The sequence below is a fragment of the Candidatus Kapaibacterium sp. genome (assembly GCA_023957315.1).
GTDB lineage: Bacteria > Bacteroidota > Ignavibacteria > Kapaibacteriales > UBA2268 > PGYU01.
Window position 1 is genome coordinate 15098 of the sequence record JAMLHE010000021.1, and the last position, 21476, is coordinate 36573.

Sequence of the window (21476 nt, forward strand, 5' to 3'; positions counted from 1 at the left end):
TATAGAACCTTTATTAAATTTTTATAAGTGTAATTTTCATTTCTAATATTTTAGTAGCATAAGTTGCAAAAATAACTATTTTTTATGTCATTACAAATCACAAAAAGCGATTGTTTGTTACCGAAATTTTATCTTTGACTAAAAAATGTTGATTTTATTGCATTTAATGGCTTTTTTTCACTATTTTAATAAAATAAAAAAAAATTTGTAACGAAAGTTAATTTATATTGTTTATATGGTAAGAACTTTGCAATTTTTTTGGGAGATTGCTCATGCGAAAATTTGTACTCTTTTTTATTTTTAGCCTCTCAGCGAATACTCTTTATGGTCAAGGAGAGTTTAATAATTGGTATTTTGGTGATGCTGCTGGTATAACTTTCAACACCCCCAATCGTAATCCCGTATTTTTACCGGGGAATAACCTCTTTCAATATGAAGGCTCGGCGACAATTTCTGATGCAATGGGAAATCTTCTCTTTAGTACAAATGGCGAGCACATATATAATTTTAGAGGCACAAAACTAAATGTTGATAAGCTCAAGGGGCACCAATCTTCAACTCAATCTGCTTTAATTACAAAAAAACCGGGCAGCAGCAGTGTTTATTATGTTTTTACTTCCGATGCAAGTGAATATGTTGACCCACCAAATGTAGGAATTCATTATTCCATAGTTGATATGGCTGCAAACGGTGGCGAAGGTGCCATGTTGTCAACAAACGTGCCGCTTTTGGCAAAAGCCAGCGAAAAGCTTAACGCAACATTGCACGCAAACAAAAAGGACATTTGGATTGTTACAAAAGGTTGGAAAAATAATAATATTTACGCTTACTTGCTGACAGAAAACGGTATCGAGGATACTGTAATAACATCAATAGGATTTGAACCCACTCATAACTATCATTCTGTAGGTCAGTTGAAAATCTCTGCTCAAGGAACAAAAATCGCAATTGCTTACCAAGATGTATCTTTTTTCGAAATGTACAAATTCGACAATAAAACAGGAGTTGCATCGGAACCCTTAAGAATTAACGTTGACGGAGTATATAATTTATACGGCGTCGAGTTTTCTTCTTCAGGTAACTTGCTTTATATTACCAACAGTCGAAACAGTTTGAAAGTTTCCACATTATACCAGTTTGAAGTTAATATCTACGATACAACATCTATCCAAAAATCTGAATATGTAGTTGAAAGAGGCAGTGAACATATCGGTTCACTTCAAATGGCACCAAACGGTTCAATTTATTTGGCTATATCAGGGCAACACTTCTTGGGTGAAATTTCAAATCCGGAAGGTAAAGGTGCCTCATGCGGATTTAGAATGGGTGTAGGTTTAGACACAACAAAATCTCAGTTGGGACTTCCAAACGGCATCCCCTTAGGTTCGAATTATTCATTGTTGATTGATTTATGCGAAAAGGATGATTTTACTTTAGACCCTTTGGACATATTGCAGGATACCTCAAAATACGAATTTGAATTCGCTTGGACTGGACCAAATGGGTTTACGTCTAAAGAAACCAAACCGCACTTTACTGATGCGAATCTTGAGGATAGTGGAACCTATGTTTTGACTGTCAAATATGTTGTCAATGGAGAAGAGTTTATTGTATCAGTCAGCAATCGTGTTCGGGTAAACAAACGGACACAGTTTAAAATTTTAGGTGAAACTGTAATTTGCGACGGGCAGGCTACCTCTCTTTCGGCAGACACAATTCACCCTTTCTTCTCATATCGGTGGTCAACCGGTTCGAGAGCCTCCCAGATAACAGTAAAAGATTCGGGAACATATTTCCTTGTAATACGAAATCAGAGGGGTTGCTATGATACCGCTTTTACACATGTTACCGTTCTTGAAACCCCTAAAGCTGAAATTGTTGGAACTGGATTAATTTGCGATGATAACTCCGAAGTGCTGCTCGAATCAGTTCACAATAAAGCCGATTATGAGTATTTGTGGTCAACGGGGGAGACAACGCCCTCTATTAAAGTAAAACTGCCCGGTAACTATGGATTAAGAGTTACAAATATTCACGGATGCTCGGATACAACGACATATGTTGTTAAGGAATTGGATGAAATCCAAGTCATTATCGAAGGAGATACTGTTATATGTGTGCCGGGTGTAGCGACACTTACAGCACGTTCGCTAACAGATTTGTCTGAATATATGCACTTTTTTGTCTGGTCAACGGGTGACACTTCAAATACTATAATTGCAACAAAATCAGGAACATATGAAGTAAAACTCGTAGTCGGTGGAACTTGCTTTGCATATGACAGCCGAACCTTGGAGCGAAATCAAAATGCTTTCCTTGACCTAAGTCACGAAGGTGACATTCATTTATGTCGGGGTGATTCTGTTACTGTTTATGCTTTAGAACCCAATGACACATATTCGTATCAATGGAACGATGGAGTTTTAGGTTTTGAGCGAAAATTTCTCAATGAGGAAGGCAAATTTACTCTTTATGCCACTACTCCCGAAGGGTGCACAGATTCCGCTTCGGTAAATATTATCATTCATGAAACACCAATTGTACAACTCAATTTCGAAGGCGAAGTATCAATTTGTGAAAGTCAAACACTTACTATTCATGCTTCCCCCAAAAATCCTGATTTTGAATATTTATGGTCAACCGGTGAAAAAGCTGATAGTATTGTCGTTAGCAAAACAGGATTATACTATGTAACTGTTACTACTGAATTTGGGTGTAGTGATTTTGCGGCTGTGTCAGTTACCGTATCTGACAGGTTACCTGCAAGAATTGGCGGTCCGAAATTTGCATGTCAAGGTGATACAATCACGTTTGTAGCTAATGCAAATTTCCCTGAAAGTGAATCAAACTTTAGCTATTTATGGTCAACAGGCGAAACGACCAAATCAATAAAAATTACTGAAACTACCGAAGTTTGGGTAAATATTATTCATGCCGGTGGTTGCGAAGGCTCCGATACAGCTAAAATAATGTTTTATGAAATTCCAACCGTAGAAATTCAAAATCCATCACCTGTCGCATTTTGTTTGGGTAGTAGTGTAGAATTGAACGTACTAAATCCTAATCCTGCATTTATTTATACTTGGGAAGACGGAACTACAGGGCATACTTTAATTGCGAAGGAAAGTGGAACTTATAAAGTCTATGTCTCAAACGCAAACATTTGCCAAGATTCTGCAGAAGTTGATGTAATCGTTCACGAGTCACCCATATCCGGTATAAATCTTATCGGAGAGCCTGTTTTCTGTGTGGGCGGCTCGGTTATACTTGAATCAACAATTGAGCCAGATATAGATTACATTTGGTCAACGGGCGAGAAAAGCGAATCTATCACCGTTACTCAATCAGGCAAATATTGGCTGGCAGTCTGGAATCAGTGGGGGTGCAGCGATACTGCATTTGTTGAAATTGAAGAATTGCCCGAATTCGACGTTGAATTGACTGCTGAAAAAACCGAGCTTTGCAAAGGCGATTTTGCATCGATTACCACAACCGGGGATTTTTCGAGATACGAATGGTCAACAGGCGAAAATACAAGAACAATAAACATCTCCGAAGCCGGTAGATATACTGTTACTGTATATGATGAAAACGATTGCATGGCAACAAACAGCATCGAAATCTTTGAAGCTGACCAATCTTTGCAATTATCATTCAAACAACTGAATTTCCCTGAACCCTGCGTTGGCGAAGAAGTTATTATCGAAATTGAAGTTACAAACCCCAATCCGCGTTTCATTGTAACCAAAGATTTCACTTTTGGCACTACGAAGGATATGGAATTGCTTGATGATGGAAATATAATGGCAGGCATTGATGCAAACGGAAAAACAATTATCAAGGTGAGTTATTTGCCAACTTCAACTGATGATTTGAAAGGATTGCTCCAAATAAATTGTCTTGGACCCTGCGAATTTTTCTCATCATTCGAATTCGATGTTACCTCATTTATGAAAACCGAAGTCACTTCGCCAAACACGATTTTCACAGCAGGCGAAGAAGCATGTTTAGAGTTTGAAATTGAACCTAAATGCGACATTACTGACGACTTGAATTCCGGATTTGAAATAACTATATCATTTGATGCTCAGTATTTCTTGCCAAAAACAGTCAATTTGGGTACGATTTTGGAAAATTACATTTCCGGCGGCAAGCGATTCATAAAGATTTATACTGATAATTATACTCTAATGCAAAACAAGCAAAATTTGATTACCATTTGCGGAACAATTTTGCTCGGTGCAGATTCTATATCAACTATAATTATCGAAGATTTTGATTGGTATGACTCAAGAATTGCTAATGAATCAAACAACGGAAGTCTTATCAGTATTTCTTGCGTTCAAGAAATTCGCGGCATCAGATACTACATGCCAACAACGCTCAAAGTCAACCCAATGCCTGCAAGCGACAATCTCCGAGTTTTAGTTAATTCGGGTTCGATTGGCGAATTTGAATTAGTCTTGGTATCATACGATGGCACTCAAGAAATACTCAAAAAATGGGATAACGCACAAACAAGCATGCTTGAATTTGAATTTGACATAAGCACAAAATCACAAGGCGTTTACAGTATTTTGCTCAAAGCACCTTGGAGTATTCATTACGAAAAAATACTGATACTAAGATGAAACAAATTATTTTCGCTTTATTCTTGCTTCTTGCGGCAAACACCCAAGCCCAACATATTGGGAAAGAGTATTATAATTGGCATTTTGGATATAGTGCTGCTGTATCTTTCAACACAAGCAATTTGGAGCCTGTCAGCTATGTGAGTAGCATGGCAACTCTGGAAGGTAGTGCAAGTATATCGGATAAAGATGCGAATTTGTTGTTTTATACAAATGGTGAAGATGTTTGGAATCGTCAAAACTCTGTTATGCCTAATGGCACAAATTTAAAGGGACATCAATCTTCAACACAGTCTGCAATAATTATCAAGAAGCCGGGAAGTGATAACCTTTATTACATTTTTACGGTTGGAAAAGGACCTTATACACCTACGTCACCACAAGATTTCTGCTATTCTGTAGTTGATATGAACCTAAACAATGGAGCCGGTGACGTATTTATTAAAAACGTCAAAATTCACAATGTTGATGTTGTAGAAAAATTAACAGCCGTACTGCACTCTAATGGTAAAGATTATTGGATAATTGCTCACGAAATTAACAGTGATAATTTTGTCGTGGTATTGTTTACGGAAAATGGCATTGAAAATGTTTCAACCCAAAAAATTGGTCCCGTTTACGATGTAGAATCTAATGGAACGGGAGTAGCTTTAGGACATTTGAAGTCTAATATACGTGGTGATAGATTAGCAGCAGTTTGCTTTCCATTGCTTGATTTGGATTTGTATCATTTCGACAGAAAAACGGGAGTCATTTCCAACCATCTGCCAATTAGGATTGATAATATACAAGGGACTTATGGCGTAGAATTTTCACCTTCCGGGCAATTTGTTTATACATCCAATGTGCATCGTAAAATATTTCAATTTGACATTAGTGAATATAATAAAAACTCAATCGAACAATCTAAGAAGACAATCTATAGTAATTATGTATCTTTCCAATCTTACGGTTCATTGCAATTAGCTCCGAATGGAAAAATTTATATTGCTATTGCCGGCGCAGAAAATCTATCCGTTATAAACAAGCCTGATTCGGCTTATATTGCTTGTGATTTACAATTTAATGCAACCACCTTAGAAATCGGTTTCTGTGGATTCGGACTCCCAAACTTTTGTGTTACTGAACCATATCTAAAATTGGTGTTAAAAGGTGAAGATGTTTGTGAGGGGCAAGATATTGAATTAATTGCCGAAATGATTCCCACAGGTGGTTCTTTTTATACTTACGAATGGACAGGACCAAACGAGTTTACCGGGAGCACATCAAAAATAATTATTAAAAATGCAAAATCGATTCATGAGGGCAATTACAAGGTCGAAGTTTATGAATTAGGCGAGTTGATTATGACTGAATCAATTTATATCACTGTTAATCCGATTCCTAATGTGAAAATTATTGGACCGAAAACAATCTGCCCACCTGATATAGCCAAATTGAGAATTGACATAAAAGAGGACGGGGTAAGTTATCTATGGTCTAATGGCAGTACCAATCACGAGATTGAAGTTACCCAACCGGGCAAATACTATGTAATAGCGACCTCATTAGAAGGGTGTAGCGATACTGCATATTTTGATTTAGAACTGGGGGATTTAGAAGTAGATATTTTAGGTAGCATCGGATTCTGCGAAGGTGATTCAGTCATCCTGACTGCCAACAGAGCTAAATCTATTGACTTTTTAGATTATTATTACAAATGGTCAACGGGCGATACCTCGCGGAGCATTGTAGTCCGTGAACCCGGCGAATATTCTTTGCAAGTCATTCGAGAAGGCGGTTGCATCGGTTATGATACCGTACATGTCACAGAATATCCCAACCCTGACGTTAAATTGTCCCATTCGGGCATTGAAATAATTTGTGCCGGACAACAACTCAAGATTTATGTTATTGACCCATCTTTAAGCAATAATTACCATTGGGAGGATGGAATAATCGGCACGGCTCGAACTGTTACAGAACCGGGAGTATATAAAATATATTCATCTAATCAATATCAATGCATTGATTCAGCCGAAGTTGAAGTTAGAATTAGCGATAAACCAGATGTAGAAGTTGAATTTAGCAATGACTTGAATTTTTGCAGAGGTGATTCCGTTGTGGTTACAATCAACACAGATTCTGAAGAGAATTTAATTATTTGGGAAGATGGAAAAAAAGATATATCCCGCACATTTACCGAAAACGGTAAATATAAATGTGTAGTTACAAATGCTTATGGTTGCAGCGATACAACGGAATTTGAAATTAGATTGTTTGATATGGAAAAACCTGAAATCATCGCCAGTCAAATTTATGTTTGCGAACCCGGCATACCTGTGACTTTAACTGCAAATCAAGTCTATCGCGAATATTTGTGGTCGAATGGGGCTACAACGCAAAGCACAATAGTTGACAACGAAGGCATTTATAAGTTAATTGTTCGAAATGAAAACGGATGTATTGATTCTGCAGAAATTGAAATTTTTATTCTGCCAATCGAAAAACCAGAAATTACGGCGAGCAAATTTTCCGTATGCGACAACGACACACTAACTCTCACCGCAAATGGCGAATATGCATCTTATTTGTGGTCTGACGGTTCAACAGGTTCAAGCGCTGTTGTGCGAGGAACCGGTACCTTCAAATTGATTGTAACCAATGAAATTGGATGTGTTGACTCGGCTGAAGTCACAATTTCTGACCTGATTGTTGATATTAGTTTCAACCAATCTGCGTACAGCGAAAAAACAGTTTGTACCGGAACAAAATCACAAATTAAAGCAGTTTTGGTAAATCATACCGAAACTGAATCAATCATTAGTGAAATCGTTCTTGATAATTCTGATAATTTCAGACTCGCCTCGCTTGAATTGCCGTTTAAAATCGGCGCTTTCGAATCGAAAGAAATTGTCCTCGAAGCAAATTCGGACGAAACAGGATTGTTTGAGACATCAATTCTGGCTATTTCCAATTATCCGTGCTATCACGAAACGATGTCGTCCGCATCACAAAAGTTCAGTTTAACAAATCAAATAAGATTGCCCGAAATTGAAGCTATTGCCGGAGAGCAACTTTGTATCCCGATATATGGGAAAATCAATTGTGGTGCTTCGCCATTTGTTTCATCGGCAACTATTCAGATTAGTTTCGATGCTGAATTTTTCAATGTAATCAGCCTCAAATCGGGAACGAATTTTACGAAAACAATTGAAAATGGTATCTGCACCATAACAATTGAATATGATTCATTAAGTTTGACTCATTTCGATGAATTGATTGATGAATTGTGCGGCTCGGCTTTAATCGGTAATTCTACGCCGACTTCCTTAGTAGTCACTGAAGTTGATTGGTCAAATGATGCCGTTGATGTCGTGAAGAAAAATGGTAAATTAAGTCTCGAATCTTGCGTGATTGACATGAGGTCTATCCAACATCTCAAACCAACAGCGATGAAGGTTTCACCACTTCCGGCGAATGAAAATCTCAACGTTACTATAGAATCCGGTTCAATTGGCGCATTCGAACTCATTCTCGTCGCTTTCGACGGAACGCAAGAAGTCCTCCGAACATGGGAAAATACCCAATCAAGCTCTGTAGATTTATTATTCGACGTTAGCACTTTGTCTCAAGGCGTATATAGTTTGCTGCTCAAAGCACCTTGGAGTATTCATTATCAACAAATTCTGATACTAAGATGAAAAAAATCATTTTCGCATTTTTCTTGATTGCTGCTGTCTCAGTGCAAGCCCAGCAAAAGGGAAAAGAATATTATAATTGGTACTTCGGTGGCAAAGCTTCAATCACTTTTAATACGCCCGACCTTGAGCCTGTCATTGCCGGAGAAAGTAGTATGGTTCAACTCGAAGGTAGCGCCAGCATCTCCGATAAGTATGGAAATCTACTTTTTTACTCTAATGGAGTTAATGTTTGGGGCAAGAATAATCTTCAAATGCCTAATGGATTCAAACTAAATGGTAATGCATCGTCCACTCAAACGGTGTTGATATTGCGCCAACCGGGCAGTCGCAATATTCATTACATTTTTACTGTTGGCAAAGGTCCATATTTGGTCGATTCACCACAAGATTTTTGCTATTCTATTGTAGATATTGACGCAAATTTGGGGAATGGTGATGTAATTGAAAAAAATATTTTGCTTCATCAACCTGTTACCGAAAAACTCACCGCAGTTTTGCACAGCAACAATGAAGATTTCTGGGTGATTGCACATGAAATGGACTCACCGAGATTTGTTGTGGCACTTTTGACCAAAAATGGAATTGAATATGTGAAAACTCAATCCATTGGTCCACCTCATGATGCAGGCAGCGGCTTGAAAAAAGACGGTGTAATCGGGCAAATGAAAGCTAATCGTAAGGGCGACCGTTTGGCAGCAGTTACCAACACAGGCAAAGAGCTACAGCTTTTCAAATTCGACCGTGACAAAGGTGAATTGTCAGATTTTGTCGCCGTCACTATGGATACTGTCGCGGGATATTACGGTTTGGAATTTTCCGCATCGGGGCAATTTGTATATGTAACAAATACCTTTTCTCGTTTGTTGCAATTTGACATTAGTTCCTATCAGCGCCCGATTATCGAATCAACACGAAAGCCAATATATGATGAATATTCCACAGAAGTAGAGACTTTCGGTCAATTGCAAATCGGTCCGAACAATAAAATATATCTCGCCATTCATAAGTTGAAGGCATTGGGAGTAATCAACAAACCGGATTTGGCGGGCAACTCGTGTAATTTTCAATATACAGGTTTCTTGCTCACGAGAGGCGGTTCCACATATGGTTTGCCCAATTTCTTTGTCACCGAATACGATTACCGATTAGAAATCACGGCTGGAGATGTTTGCATTGGCGATACGATAAAAATTTCTGCGAGAGTGATACCGTCTGCGGATGAATATCGCTACGTCTGGCGTGGACCGAATTCTTTTTATTCCGAATCCCAAAACATTGCAATTGCTAATTCTCGAGATTTTAACGAAGGATATTATGTCTTAGAAGTATTTGAATTTAATCATATCCGATTCAAAGATTCGGTCTATATCAAAGTTCATCCCTTTCCCGAAGTTGAAATTGTAGGCACCGACACGATTTGTCCGCCGGAAAAAGGGCATTTGAAAATCAAGAAAAGTCAGCCGGGAGTTGAATATTTATGGTCAACGGGAGAAATCGGTGATGAAATTTTCGTTGACGGACACGGGACATATCACGTTACGGCTACATCCAAAGCAGGATGCGTTGCGGAAGCTTCATTTAGTGTATATGCAGGGGACAATTTAATCGTAAATATTATCGGGGAAAGAATTATGTGCGAGGGTGAATCTATCACTTTGAGTACAGACAGAGCCAGCGATATTGAAGGTGAATATACCTATTTGTGGTCAACCGGAGAAACAAGCCCTGAAATAATTGTCAGTACTGCGGGTAATTATTCCGTCTCAGTTTATCATAGTGGTGGCTGCACCGGAACTGATGAAATTGAAGTCGAAATTGCCACCAACCCAATTGTAATGCTATCACACGAAGGGACTTTTAATTTATGTGTCGGCGACGAAATGGAGATTTGGGTTATTGACCCAATAGCCGAAAATAATTATTTTTGGCATGACGACATAGCTGATTTGACGCGAAAAATAACTCAAACTGGAGTATATAAAATTTACGTTGTCAATGAATTTGATTGCAAGGATTCCGCCGAAGTCGAAATTATATTTCACGAAAAACCAATTTTTGATATAATCTATGATAATAATTTGATATTTTGCAAAGGTGATTCGGTAAATGTGACGATTGTTTATGATTTTGAAAATGAATCAATACTTTGGAATGATGGAATTAGCGAAAGTGTCCGCACGATTCGCGAAAGCGGGATTTATACTTTCCGAATTACAAATCAGTACGGCTGCTACGATACTGCTGCATTTGAAGTGCAAGTTATTGAAATCGAAAAACCTGAAATTATTCCAACTAAATATTTTGTTTGTGTCGGTGATACATTAACTTTGTTTGCAATCGGAAATTATCATTCATATTCATGGTCTGACGGTAGCACATCGCCGAGCACAGTTGTCAAAGGCGCGGGCAAGTATAAATTACATGTCCGAAATGAATTTGGATGCACCGATTCAGCTGAAATTATAATCCAAGACATTAGCGTTGGAATCAGCTTCACGCAAGAGTTGTACGAAGGGGCAACAGTTTGCACAGGCAAGGAATCAATAATCGAATTGACATTGAAAAATGATACTCAAACTGAAACAATTATTAAGGAATTAATTCTTGATGATTATTCCAACTTCAGAATTATCTCGCCTAAAGTACCGTTTACTATTGCGGCTTTAGAATCGCAAGTGATTTTAATCGAATCATTTTCGGAATCTACAGGCATTTTCGAAACAAAAATTACAGCTATATCGGACGAACCTTGCTATGCCGAATCATTTTCTGAAGTGAGGCAAATATTTAATTTAAGCAACATTGTGAGATTGCCCGATATGGTCGTAGATGCCGGAGAAAGCATTTGCATCCCGATTTACGGGAAAATCAACTGTGGAGCCACTCCATTAGATTCGCGTGTGAAGTTGGAAATCATTTTTGACGCAGAATATTTCAATCCGATTAGCCTAAAATCCGGCACTACTTTTACAAAAGTCATAGAAAATGGCATCTGCAAGGTAACTATCGAGTACGATTTATTGCGACTCACAGATTCGGAGCAAATTATTGATATGCTATGCGGAGTGGCACTCGTCGGCAGAGTTGTCCCGGCAGAATTGACTTTTGCTACAACTGACTGGTATAATGATTTAATTACAACAGAAAAAATAAACGGCAGTTTGAAAATCGAAGCCTGTGTAATCGAATTGCGTCCCATTAAATATATAAAGCCGCCAACACTGCAAATTGCCCCAAATCCTGCATCTGAAACAGTTGAACTTGCTATCACAACCACACAAAAGGGAATGCACAAGCTTAGCATTTTCGACTTAAGCGGCATTGAAATCGCTTCATTTGAATTTATTAGTTCAAATAATTCACCAAAAATTAATAATTTTTCCTTATATTCGAGTGATTTTAAAAACGGATTTTATATTATTCGTTTAAAAGCACCTGATACGGTGATATTTGAAAAATTAATAATTGAAAATTAATGCGCTTGACCATAATTTTTATTTTTTATTTTTTATTTTTTTCGACCGATATTTACTCTCAAAAAGAGAGCTATAGCTGGTATTTTGGTGCTAACGCAGCCATCACATTCGATACTCCCGATGGCGAACCAATAGCTTTGAATAATTCTCAGGTAAACACTCTGGAAGGCGTTTCTTCAATTTCTGATTCAACGGGCAAGTTGATGTTTTACACAGATGGCGTCAGAGTTTGGAATTCTCAACATAAGGTGATGAATCCGGACACTGCAATGCACGGTCATTTCAGCTCGACACAAAGTGCTTTGATTGTCAAGAAACCCGGTGTAAATAGTATTTATTATATTTTCACTGTAGATGCCGGACAATATTTCGACGACATTATCCCAAACCAACCTGAAAACAAAGGGCTTTGCTATACGGTAATTGATGCAGAACTAAACGATGGTTTGGGAGAAATTGTTGAAATTAACACACTAATTCACAAACCCGTAGCAGAAAAACTTACTGCCACTATTCACTATAATAATCAAGACCTCTGGATTGTTAGTCACGAATGGAATAGTGACAAATTCATCTCAGTTTTGCTTACTGACCAAGGAATTGAGGACGTGATAAATTCTACCGGCGGTTTAAATTATACCGGTTCCTCACTGCGGTCTATCGGAATGATGAAATTTTCTCCATGCGGGACGAAATTAGCAGCTGCAGTCAACGAGTATGATTTTATAGAATTATTTTCATTTGATAATTCGACAGGCATAGTTTTCAATCCGATTTCGATTCGTACTTTCGGCAGAAACAGTAATTACGGAGTAGAGTTTTCGCCAAATGGCAACAAGCTCTATGTATCGGATTTTACACAACGTTCGATACATCAATATGACGTAACGGATTTAGATTCTGATTTAATCAACTTGAGCGGACGTAAAATATATGGGAATAGTAATAGAGCCATGCCGGGAGCTTTGCAAATTGGTCCTAACGGCAAAATTTATATTGCTTTGCTAAACTCAAGCTATCTTGACGTTATCGAAAACCCGAATCTGACCGGCGATGAATGTAATTATCATGCGGATGCGGTCAGATTATCATCCCAAAAATTCTCTGCAAAATCACTCTACGGCTTGCCAAATATGTCGCAAGGGTATTTTTTCATGAAAAGTAACCTGCAAGATACGATTGTTTGCAGTGGTGACAATTTAATTATTGACCCTGTTACGAATGTACTTTTCAACGAGATGACATTCAACTGGGAAGGTCCAAATGGATACAGCTCTACAGAATATTTTCTAAAGATTGACAACTTTTCCGAAAATGATGTCGGAAAATATTATTTCCAAGCATTTTTCCGCGAATATATGATTTCCGATAGCATTTTAATAAGCTATAGTCAAATTCCGATTGCAAAAATAATCGGTGATAGCATAATTTGTTCCGATGCTCCAATCATACTGTCATCTCAATTCGAAGCTCACGAATACATTTGGTCAACGGGCGATTCTACACAATCAATTGAAGTCGATAAGCCCGGAAAATATGTTTTAACTTTGTTAAATGACGGGCATTGCTCGGACTCAGATACATTGCTTGTCAGAGCCGAAATTGCAAAGTTCGAATTTATCAATGTCAATGAAGCTCAATTTGGCGAAATTTGCCTTGGTGAAAGTCTCGAAATAAAATTGGCTATTAAAAATGTGACCGGAATTGATGTATTAATCAAAGATGTCAAACTGCTTAATGCTTCGAGCGAGATTGAATTGAACAATGTCAGTAATATTTTAGTCAAAAAGGATGAGATTTTCGAATTAAAGAACATTGTGAAATCAAATCAAATCGGTATTGTTGATGATACTCTGACTTTTATTATCTCTGATTTTTGCAAACTTGAAGATAATTTGCCAATAAAAGGCAAAATTATAGCAACCAATACGATTATGATTCCCGAAATTGAAGCTGCACCGGGCGATGAGATTTGCATTCCCGTTTATGCAAAATTAGATTGCAAGGATGCCCAAGAATTGGAATCAAATGTCGAGTTTCAAGTTTCATTCAACGCTGACTATTTTTACCCAAATAATATTACGAATGGCGAAATAGTGTCTAATGAAGTTGTTGGCGGAAAAAGAATTTTGAGAATGAAATTGGATGATTTTACGCTCAGCAATGATGGAAAAGAATTAACACAAATTTGTGGCAAAGTATTGGTCGGAACTGATGTTAACGAACAACTTGCGATAGACAATGCTGAGTGGGACAGTGATTTAATCAGGAGTTCATTTTCTTATGGCAACTTGAAAATTAGAGCTTGTGCATTGGAAATTAGACCCATTAATTATTTCAAACCTGCTAGTATGACTGTGAAATCGGCAATTGGCGCACCACGAGTAAAGATTTTACTCGAAGGAATGACAGAAGGACAGTATGAATTAACAATTTTCAATTCAGCAGGATTTGAAATTGAAAACTACAAGTATCATAATTTGAAAAAAGAAATATTTACGCATGAAATTGAATTCAATAGTTCAACTCTTCCCACCGGAATTTATTTCGCTACTTTGAAATCACCTTGGAATTTCAAATCCGAAAAATTTATAATTGTTAAATAATTTATTTATTGATTATAATTCCTTCGCTGATTGTGCTGCCATCAAATTCGATTTTCAAAATATAATATCCGTTCGATAAATTGCTGAAACTAATTAATTCAGAATGTGAACTTGTTTTCTTGTCAAAAATACTGCTCAAAACGGATTTACCCGACAAATCAGTCAATTCAATATTGATTGCACCCGTGAATTGTCCTTCGAGATTTAACCAGAAGTAATCTATCGCCGGATTTGGATAAGCGGAAGCATTCATATTTAGGTTTAGTGCAGTATTTCGGCTAATTTTCAAATAAGCATTTTGCTTATAAGTCAACTCAGTTGCAATTTTGCCTTCCGCAACTAAATCATTTAAAATCAATTCCTTATTGTCGGCTGAATTGAAAAGCACAAAGTTCATTTTGTCGCCATTGTCGAACAATTTTGGATTCTCGTCCAAGACATCATTTCCCCAAACGGTAACAGGAGCGATTCCATCTTTAAACTTAGCTGCACCGGCAACTGTTCCCGAAGGCGTCATAACTGCAATTTCCGAGCCGTCCGCTATGTCGGGCAAACTAATGACCAGAACGGAATTATTTGCCGTATAAAGCTCTTGTGGGCGGAAATAAACTGCATCATATCTGTGACGGTCATAGTCAACACTCATCTTGTCTAAAGAATTCGGCGGATATTGCAAAGTGTCTTTATTGGTCAGGTAAACCTGATAGCCTTGCATTGGCATTAAATTCCCAATCATATTTATATCAAACTCAGGAATGTAAACATTCCCTGCGTTATCCTTTGCAATAATCAAATTATCATTTTCGGTAAGTGGAGTAAAACCGCTTTCAGCATCATAGGGACTATCTCGCAAATATGATATTATATTCCAACCTGCATTACAATATATGGGGTAATCCTCAGGCTCAATCGCAGTGCCGACAACTTTGATTGTTTGCACCTTTTGCGAATAGACTTGATAGCCTTGTGTCAAATCCCAATCACCGATAGTATTGACATCATATTCCGGTATATAGACGTTGCCTGCATTGTCCTTGACAATAGCAACATGATTTTTGATTGAGTTAAAAATGCTCTCCATATTCGGATTTGTAGCCAAGAAAATTGACGAGACCATATTCCAACCGATAACAAGAGGTATAAATGATGTATCGGGGTAATCAGGCAATCTTGAAATTACAGTTGTAGTGGCATCTACAAAGTGGTCGGGACCGGACTCATAACGCGGAACGACTACATATTGGTCGCCTGTAATAGCATCAAATTGCTTGATTGTATATGCTTCATTGTCTGCCATTCCGTCTTTGACTGCAGTTTCTACATTATCGCCCCAAACAGTAATTTCCATATCATTTCCATTCCAGATTGAAAATCCTGCACAGTAAAGATTACTGTTTCGAGTGTAGAAAACGCCAATAGCATCTCCGACAGCCATATAACGATTGCCAATTATTGGATTGACAGAAGCCGCAATTGAAATTAACGAACTTTTGCCCGTATTCTCCTTAACTATCCAAACCGAATTTGGCGAGGCAACTCCATCAAAAGCAAAATAAGAATTCATATCAAGAGAAATCGCTTCACTAATTTCCAAACTACCGAAACTGACTTGTCCATAATAAATCCCGGCTATAACATGAGCACCACCACCAATATCAGCCACCGCTCGAGCTTCCGAAAAAGCTGAATTTGAGTCACTTTTTGCGTATAGGACAGAACCGTCCGAAGCTAAACGAACTATATAAGACGCTCTCGAAGCATCTGATTGAATAGTCGTTCCACTAATCGTCGCCGATGAGGAATAATAGCCTACAGCCATAACACCGCCCGTAGCATCAACAGAAATGCCTTTTCCGACATCGAATCCGGGACCACCGATAGAGCGGCTCCAAATCCAATTTCCGGCTGTATCTAATTTTGTAATAAATCCGTCAGAATTTCCGGCGCCGATTAAATATTGCCCACCAAAAAGGCACAAACCTTTGAAAGTGCCTGTCGCATAGACATGCCCGGAACTTGAAAATTTGACATCAGAGCCATATTCTTGAAATGAGTTTGTTCCGGCAGCTACCGCCCATAACCAAGTGCCCGAATTATTTAATTTGGCAATAAAGATGTCATCGCCGCCGCCTGAAGTGACCGAATGAGAGCCGAATGTAGCAATATTCTCGAATCCGCCGGTGATATATAAATTCCCGCTTGGGTCAATATCAATACTGTTGCCGACATCGAATTGACTACTGCCACCTCGAACAGCCCATTGCCATGCACCGCTATTGTTCAATTTGGCAACGAAAACGTCATCTCTGCCGGCTGAGAATAATCGAGTAGCTCCAAAATAAGGTTTATCGGAAAAGTAGCCGGTAACGTAAATATTTCCTGCAGCATCAGTTACAAGGGCTTTCCCTTCGTCAAATTCGTCTTCTCCCGCTATTGTAACCCATACCCAATTTCCATTTGTATCAACTTTAGCAATGAAAATCTCCCCTTGCCCGGAAGAAACTCGTGTAAAATTTCCAAATTTAGCAGTGACCGAAAAGTATCCGGTTATGATAGCATTACCAAGATGGTCAACTGCTATTCCGTTGGCTACATCGGGTTCGGTACCACCTGCTTTTCTGCCCCAGAGCCAATTGCCGTTTCTATCAGATTTGGCGACAAAAATATCTGCATCGCCGGAGGATTTGAGAGTATCATTACCAAAAACGATTGTTCCGAAAAATGAGCCGCAGGAATAGAAATCACCATTTGTAAGTGCCGCTACGGAATTTACATTGACATAACCAATGATTCCGCCCATTCCCAAAGCCCAAGACCAATTGCCCGAACTTGAAATTCTCGACACAAAAATATCCGAATTACCTCGTGTGTATAAAGTATCAGACCCAAATACTGCATTATGATAAAAGGCTCCAATCGGGTAAGAAATACCGTTGGTAGCAGTTGCTACGGTGTAGCAATCAATCGTGGTAGTTCCTGATATGGCTTTAGCCCATTGAATCACTCCCGATGAGTTCAATTTCATCAGAAAAGCATTTCTGTCACCTGAACTAACCAAATTTGTTCCACCGAAATTTGCGGTTCCGGTAAAGTATCCGCTAACGTAGGAATTGCCCGAATTATCCAAAGTAACGGAATAGCCTTGTTCGTAGCCATTGCTTCCTGCAGCGGTAGCCCATAACCAAGAGCCATCTTTGTCAATTTTCGCAACGAAAACATCTTCATTGCCGGGTGAAGGTAAAGGATGAGCACCGAAACTGAAATTTTTGACATAATAACCTGTAATGACAGCATTTCCGCCACCATCTAAAGCAATTGAACGGCTATCTTCAGATGAGGTGCTGCCTGCACCTGCTGCCCACTGAAATACGCCCGATGAATCCATTTTTGCAACAAATACATCTTTGCCACCGGTTGAACTGATATTATCAGAACCGAAGCTTGCAGTTCCGGCGAATCCACCCGTCAGATAAAGCATTTTATCGGAACTGTAATATTTGATAGCAAGAGCTTCATCAACAGAGCTTCCTCCTGCTTTTTTAGCCCAAACAACATCGCCGTCACCACTATATTTTGCCACAAAAATATCTCTTGAGCCGGAACTTGTAAGCACGATGTCGCCAATTGTAATATTGCCGTCGAACCCACCTGTAACGAAGCAATTCCCTGCGGGGTCAACATCAACTGCGTTACCGCGATTAAAGCCGTATCCGGGAGCAGATTTTGCCCATTGCCAAACTCCCGATGAGTTCAATTTGGCAACGAAAATATCTGTATTTGTAGAGCCTGAAATAGTATGCTCGCCAAATTTTGCCAAAGTATAAAAATATCCTGTTATGAAAACGTTGCCATTCGCGTCCACGGCTATTCCTCTGCCATAATCGGCATTTGAACCACCGGCAGAACGTGCCCATTCCCAATAACCGTTTTTATTCAGTTTTGCTACAAAAATATCTCTATTCCCGGCTGTTCGCAAAGTGTCGGTATCGAATGCAATTTCTCCCTCGAAATAACCCGTCACGAGTACGTTACCTTGGAAATCAATAACCGAGGCAGTGGCTTGGTCGTGAGCCGAGTAACCGGTACCGTTTTTGAGAATTTCCGGTTTGAGTGTGTTTGTCCAATTTTGCCCTAACAGAGAGAATGGCACAAATAAAAAGATAGAAAGTAGAGTATATCTAAGTAGCTTCATTTCAAAATTCCAATTAAATTCATCAAAAGTCAACCAATAGCATTTTACAAAATCCATGCCATCAAATTTGTGACTTAGACGAACAAAAGATAAGATTAATGAATTGAATAAGTTATTTTTGCACAATGTATAATATCGGTTCAATTTGATGTATTTGATTTTTGAAATAGAATATGACGGAACAAACTACTCCGGATGGCAAAGGCAAAAGAATGCCATAACCATTCAGGGCGAGATTGAAAGAGCTTTTCGCGAAATCACCGGACGAGAAATTTCGCTCACGGGTGCGGGGCGGACAGATGCGGGAGTTCACGCACGAGCACAAATCGCACATACCGAAATTGGCGATGAACTCGGCATAGCGGCAGGGCAATTGCCATTAGCACTCAATTCCAAGTTGAATTATGATATTCGAATCAAACGCATAGTTTTTTCGGTAGAAAAATTCCATGCACGATTTGATGCCATTGCTCGCGAATATTCATACACAATCGTGACTCGATACAGCGTTTTTGACCGCCACTTTTGCACTCATATTCGCTACCCGATTGATATAGATTTGCTTTTGCAATCCGCAGAATTATTCTTAGTAAAAGATGATTTCACTACATTTTCGAAACGCAACTCGGATATAATCAATAATGTTTGCGACGTAACCGTCAGCAAATGGGATGTAGTTGACGAAAATACTCTAAAATATACAGTTAGGGCAAATCATTTTCTTTACGGTATGGTCAGGTCGCTTGTTGGAACTATGCTTGACATTTCGCGAGGCAAACGTGATGCGGCTGAAATTGCAACTGCATTATCCTGTCGCGACCGAAGTTTGCAGTCCCCTTTGGTAGATGCTCGTGGACTTATCCTTGAAAAAATTTTCTATAAAAATAATTTAATATAAACAAATTTAACCTTTAATGAGTCTAATATAGATAATTCTACACATTATTTTTAGGTTCTATGATGAGAACAGTTAAATTCTATTTGATTTATGCGGTTATGGCAATCGCAACTATGGGAACATTCAATGGCTGCGAAAGTGGCACCGGAATCGGCGATTTGAATTTGTATTCCCCTTCAGATGATGCTCAAATGGGAGCACAGTTAGATGCTGAAATCAGAAAACTTCCAAATGAGTATCCAATTTACAACAATGCTGCGGCAACGCAGTATTTGCAAGATATAATGAACGAAATTCTTATATCGGACGAAATCAAATACAGAGAAGTCTTTACTTACAATGTTACGATTATAGAAAGCGAGACAATCAATGCTTTTGCAACTCCGGGTGGATACGTCTATTTTTACACCGGAATGTTGAAATTTTTGGAAAATGAAGCTATGCTCGCTTCGATTATGGCTCATGAAATAGCACATGCAGAACTAAGACATGCTACAAAAAGGATGACAAAGCAAATGGGCTTATCTGTGCTGCTAAGTGTAATACTTGGAAATAATCCTGCTCAATTGACTGAAATTGCGGCTAACTTGTTTGCAGGACTTGAATTTCTGAGAAATAGTCGCGAAGATGAAGCAGAATCCGATGAGTACAGCTTCAAATATTTGCTTTCAACAAAATGGTATCCGGGTGCCGGAAAAATGTTCTTTGAACTCGTTGCTAAAGGTGGCACTACAGGAGCTATCGAGGAGTTACTTTCGACTCACCCACCTGATGAAAAGCGAATTGCTGCAATCGAAGCTATGATAAAAGAATATAATATAGCTCCACCGACTGAAGCAAATTTATTTACTCAAAGATACCAACAATTCAAACAAACACTCAACTAATTTAGCAGGATGAATGGACGCATATACTAAACTTAACGAGGCTATCCGAAATAACGGCTCTATGTTATGTATCGGATTGGACAGTGAGATAAACAAATTACCGACATTTTTACGAGATGATTTAAACGGTTTGCTCAATTTTAATTGCTCAATTATTGAAGCAACTCAAGATATTGTATCATCTTACAAAATCAACTTTGCATTTTACGAGCAATACGGGGCAATGGGAATCGAAGTGATGAAGAAAACCTTCGATTACATTCACTCGGATATAATGAAAATTGCAGATTGCAAACGCGGCGATATCGGCAATACATCGTATGCTTATGCAATGGCATGTTATGAGCATTTCGGTGCAGATGCAGTGACTTTGCATCCCTACATGGGATTGGATTCGGTCAAACCATTTTTGGATTTCCCCGATAAGTTCGTTTTCATGCTTGCCCGAACGTCTAACAAAAGCGGCGATGACTTTCAAAGCCTAATTTGCGAGGGCGAACCGCTTTATAAGCATGTTGTCCGGAAAAGTCTCGAATGGGGCGCCCCGGACAAAATCGGGTTCGTTGTTGGAGCGACTCGTCCTGAGGAATTAGCCGAAATCCGCCAAATTGCTCCCGAAAGTGTATTTCTCGTGCCTGGAATTGGTACTCAGGGTGGGGATTTGAAGGCATCAATAAAGGCGAATAATTTTGGCACAGCCATTTTCAATGTATCGCGCGGTATAATTTATGCTTCGGATTGTGATGACTTTGCTATCAAAATCCGCGAAACAGCACAAAATTATAGAGATGACATCAATAATGCACTTTACGGTTTGTAATTGTCTCGCTAATTTTGCTTGAAATCTACCGCTTTTCCAACGGAATCAGGTTTGAATAAATAAAACGATGTAATACCGAACATGATTATTTCTTGTTCGGCTATTTCGTTTTCGTCCCAATCAGCTTGGCTTTCGACTACTAAGGATTTTATGGCGACTGTGTTACCTTGCTGATTCATATCATTTATATATTGTTTGAATGTGAAATCTGCGATTTGCGAATCAAGCGAATCGGGGATGACAAACTCAAACGAGCTGAATATTTTATAGTATTTATGCGCTA

General features: G+C 38.6%; 9 protein-coding genes. 7 read left to right on the forward strand and 2 right to left on the reverse strand.

Annotation, left to right across the window (positions count from 1 at the left end):
* Positions 1-272: 272 nt before the first annotated feature.
* Genes M9949_14535 through M9949_14550 form a run of 4 tightly spaced genes read left to right on the forward strand, consistent with a single transcriptional unit; the run spans position 273 to position 14396 of the window.
* On the forward strand, positions 273-4631 hold the full coding sequence (locus M9949_14535) for a hypothetical protein (protein MCO5252622.1): 4359 nt from the start codon (positions 273-275) through the stop codon (positions 4629-4631).
* Positions 4628-8314, forward strand: coding sequence for a hypothetical protein (locus M9949_14540; GenBank protein MCO5252623.1), 3687 nt, complete (start codon positions 4628-4630; stop codon positions 8312-8314). Before M9949_14535 ends, M9949_14540 begins: the two co-directional genes overlap by 4 nt.
* A complete protein-coding gene (locus tag M9949_14545) occupies positions 8311-11790 on the forward strand; it encodes a T9SS type A sorting domain-containing protein (GenBank protein MCO5252624.1) in 3480 nt (1159 codons plus the stop codon). The genes M9949_14540 and M9949_14545 overlap by 4 nt, the downstream gene beginning before the upstream one ends.
* Positions 11790-14396, forward strand: coding sequence for a hypothetical protein (locus M9949_14550; protein ID MCO5252625.1), 2607 nt, complete (start codon positions 11790-11792; stop codon positions 14394-14396). Before M9949_14545 ends, M9949_14550 begins: the two co-directional genes overlap by 1 nt.
* Before the next feature lies 1 nt (position 14397).
* Here M9949_14550 and M9949_14555 read toward each other — a convergent pair whose 3' ends face one another.
* On the reverse strand, positions 14398-18588 hold the full coding sequence (locus M9949_14555) for a T9SS type A sorting domain-containing protein (GenBank protein MCO5252626.1): 4191 nt from the start codon (positions 18586-18588) through the stop codon (positions 14398-14400).
* A 148-nt stretch (positions 18589-18736) separates the two neighbouring features.
* On the opposite strand from M9949_14555, the gene truA reads away from it, so the two are divergent.
* From truA to pyrF, 3 genes are read left to right on the forward strand one after another with little or no spacing between them, the layout of a single operon-like run.
* Positions 18737-19486 carry a tRNA pseudouridine(38-40) synthase TruA gene (gene truA, locus M9949_14560; protein ID MCO5252627.1) on the forward strand — a complete coding sequence of 250 codons (750 nt, stop codon included), beginning with the start codon at positions 18737-18739 and terminating at the stop codon, positions 19484-19486.
* A 59-nt stretch (positions 19487-19545) separates the two neighbouring features.
* Positions 19546-20373: a M48 family metalloprotease gene (locus M9949_14565; GenBank protein ID MCO5252628.1), complete on the forward strand. Its 828-nt coding sequence runs from the start codon at positions 19546-19548 to the stop codon at positions 20371-20373.
* A gap of 13 nt (positions 20374-20386) precedes the next feature.
* Complete coding sequence (gene pyrF, locus M9949_14570; protein ID MCO5252629.1) at positions 20387-21193, forward strand: orotidine-5'-phosphate decarboxylase; 807 nt, start codon at positions 20387-20389, stop codon at positions 21191-21193.
* An 8-nt stretch (positions 21194-21201) separates the two neighbouring features.
* Here the strand turns inward: pyrF and M9949_14575 are convergent.
* Positions 21202-21476: hypothetical protein (locus M9949_14575; GenBank protein ID MCO5252630.1), on the reverse strand; the 275-nt coding region annotated here is incomplete at its 5' end.